Origin of the sequence: Paraburkholderia sp. EG304, from assembly GCF_046543485.1 — a bacterium.
GTDB classification, from domain to species: Bacteria; Pseudomonadota; Gammaproteobacteria; order Burkholderiales; family Burkholderiaceae; genus Paraburkholderia; species Paraburkholderia youngii.
The window spans coordinates 1-2552 of sequence record NZ_JBKGUA010000175.1 but is presented as its reverse complement, the minus strand read 5'-3'; the positions used below and the strand labels follow the sequence as shown (position 1 = coordinate 2552).

The 2552-nt window shown below is 63.8% G+C and carries 3 protein-coding genes; all 3 read left to right on the top strand.

The genetic code is table 11. The annotated features are described in order from the left end of the window. A partial coding sequence (locus tag ACLFKU_RS43030) for a branched-chain amino acid ABC transporter permease (RefSeq protein WP_410853296.1) occupies positions 1-714 on the top strand: 714 nt, incomplete at its 5' end. Positions 715-740: 26 nt separating this feature from the next. Beyond that, complete coding sequence (locus ACLFKU_RS43025) at positions 741-1910, top strand: ABC transporter permease subunit (protein ID WP_368592345.1); 1170 nt, start codon at positions 741-743, stop codon at positions 1908-1910. A gap of 20 nt (positions 1911-1930) precedes the next feature. Continuing rightward, the coding region (locus tag ACLFKU_RS43020) for an ABC transporter ATP-binding protein (RefSeq protein ID WP_410853295.1) at positions 1931-2552 on the top strand (622 nt) is incomplete at its 3' end.

Sequence of the window (2552 nt, the reverse complement as noted above, 5' to 3'; positions counted from 1 at the left end):
GTCTGCGCGGTGGTCGGCTACACGATCGAGCGCGTGGCCTACCGGCCGTTGCGCCGCGCACCGCGTCTCGCGCCGCTGATCACCGCGATCGGTGTGTCGATTCTGCTGCAGACGCTCGCGATGATGATCTGGTCGCGCAATCCGCTGCCGTTCCCGCAGCTGTTGCCCACCGACCCGATCAACGTGATCAAGGCCACCGACACGACGCCCGGCGCCGTGATCTCGATGACCGAAATCGTGATCATCGTGGTGGCGTTCGTCGTGATGGGCGGCCTGCTGCTGCTCGTGCACAAGACCAGGCTCGGCCGCGCGATGCGCGCGATCGCCGAGAATCCGAACGTCGCGAGCCTGATGGGTGTGAGCCCGAACTTCGTGATTTCGGCGACCTTCATGATCGGCTCGGCGCTGGCTGCGCTCGCCGGCGTGATGATCGCGTCCGAATACGGCAACGCGCACTTCTACATGGGCTTCATCCCTGGCCTGAAGGCCTTTACCGCGGCGGTGCTCGGCGGTATCGGCAATCTCGGCGGCGCGATGGTCGGCGGCGTGCTGCTCGGCCTGATCGAGCAGCTGGGCGCCGGCTATATCGGCAACCTCACGGGCGGCGTGTTCGGTAGTAACTACCAGGACGTGTTCGCGTTCATCGTGCTGATCGTCGTGCTCGTGTTCCGTCCGTCGGGTCTGCTCGGCGAACGTGTCGCGGATCGTGCCTGATCCCGGGCCACAAGGAGTCAACAATCATGACCTCAATTCAACCGATCGAGCCGTCCACGACGCTCATTCCCGAAAAGAACCGCACCAAGACGCTGACCATCGGCATCCTGACGACGATCTTCGTGATCGCGGCGCCGATGATCATCGGTGCGGCGGGCGGCAACTACTGGGTCCGCGTGCTCGACTTCGCGATGCTGTATGTGATGCTCGCGCTCGGCCTGAACGTGGTGGTGGGTTTTGCCGGCCTGCTGGACCTGGGCTACATCGCGTTCTACGCGATCGGTGCCTACACGGCCGCGCTGCTCAGTTCGCCGCACCTGTCGACGCAATTCGAGTGGATCGCGGCGCTCGCGCCGCACGGTCTGAACGTGCCGATCTGGATCATCGTGCCGATCGCGATGGCGCTGGCCGCCATGTTCGGGATTCTGCTCGGCGCGCCGACGCTGCGTCTGCGTGGCGACTACCTGGCGATCGTGACCCTCGGCTTCGGGGAAATCGTGCGGATCTTCATGAACAACCTCGACCGTCCGGTAAACATCACCAACGGTCCGAAGGGGATCACCGGGATCGCTCCGGTGCAGATCGGCGGCTTCAGCTTCGCGCAGTCGCACTCGCTGTTCGGCATGCAGTTCCCGGCGGTGTACCTGTACTACTACCTGTTCGTGCTGTGTGCGTTGTTCGTGATCTGGACGTGTACGCGTCTGCAGCATTCGCGTATCGGCCGCGCGTGGGCCGCGATCCGCGAAGATGAAATTGCCGCCAAGGCGATGGGCATCAACACCCGCAACGTGAAGCTGCTCGCGTTCGCGATGGGCGCGTCGTTCGGCGGCTTGTCGGGCGCGATGTTCGGTGCGTTCCAGGGCTTCGTGTCGCCGGAATCGTTCACGTTCTGGGAATCGGTCGTGGTGCTCGCCTGTGTGGTGCTCGGCGGCATGGGCCACATTCCGGGCGTGATCCTTGGCGCGGTGCTGCTCGCGGTGTTCCCCGAGTTCCTGCGCTCCACCATGGGTCCGCTGCAGAACATGATCTTCGGCCATGAAGTCGTCGATACCGAAGTGATCCGTCAGCTGCTGTACGGTCTCGCGATGGTCGTGATCATGCTGTATCGCTCGGAAGGCCTGTGGCCGGCGCCGAAGCACGAAGACAAGATTGCGAAGCTGGCAAAGCGTAGCGGCAAGAAGCCGGTGCGCGCATAAGGTCCGGTGGAGAAAAAGACATGAGCGATAACGTAAGCAACAACGCGGCGATCCGTCTGTCGGTGAAGGGCGTCAACAAGCGCTTCGGCGGTTTGCAGGCGCTTTCCGAGGTCGGCCTGCAGATCCGCGCGGGCGAAATCTACGGTCTGATCGGCCCGAACGGCGCCGGCAAGACGACCTTCTTCAACGTGATCACGGGTCTCTACACGCCGGATTCGGGCGAGTTCAAGCTCGACGGCGAGAACTACACGCCGACCGCGGTCTATCAGGTCGCGAAGGCGGGCATCGCGCGCACGTTCCAGAACATTCGCCTGTTCGGCGGCATGACCGCGCTCGAAAACGTGATGGTCGGCCGTCATGTGCGCACCAAGCACGGTCTGCTGGGCGCGGTGTTCCAGACGCCGGCCGAACGCAAGGAAGAGCGCGAAATCAAGGAGCGCGCGCTCGAACTGCTCGACTACGTCGGCATCACGCAATACGCGGACTACACGTCGCGCAACCTGTCGTATGGTCACCAGCGGCGCCTCGAAATCGCCCGTGCGCTGGCGACCGATCCGAAGCTGCTCGCGCTCGACGAACCGGCGGCCGGCATGAACGCCACCGAGAAGGTCGAGCTGACCAAGCTGCTCGACAAGATCCGCG

Coding starts and splice junctions, on each gene's coding strand:
- ACLFKU_RS43025 (WP_368592345.1), top strand. CDS start 741: ATGACCTCAATTCAACCGATCGAGCCGTCCACGACGCTCATTCCCGAA.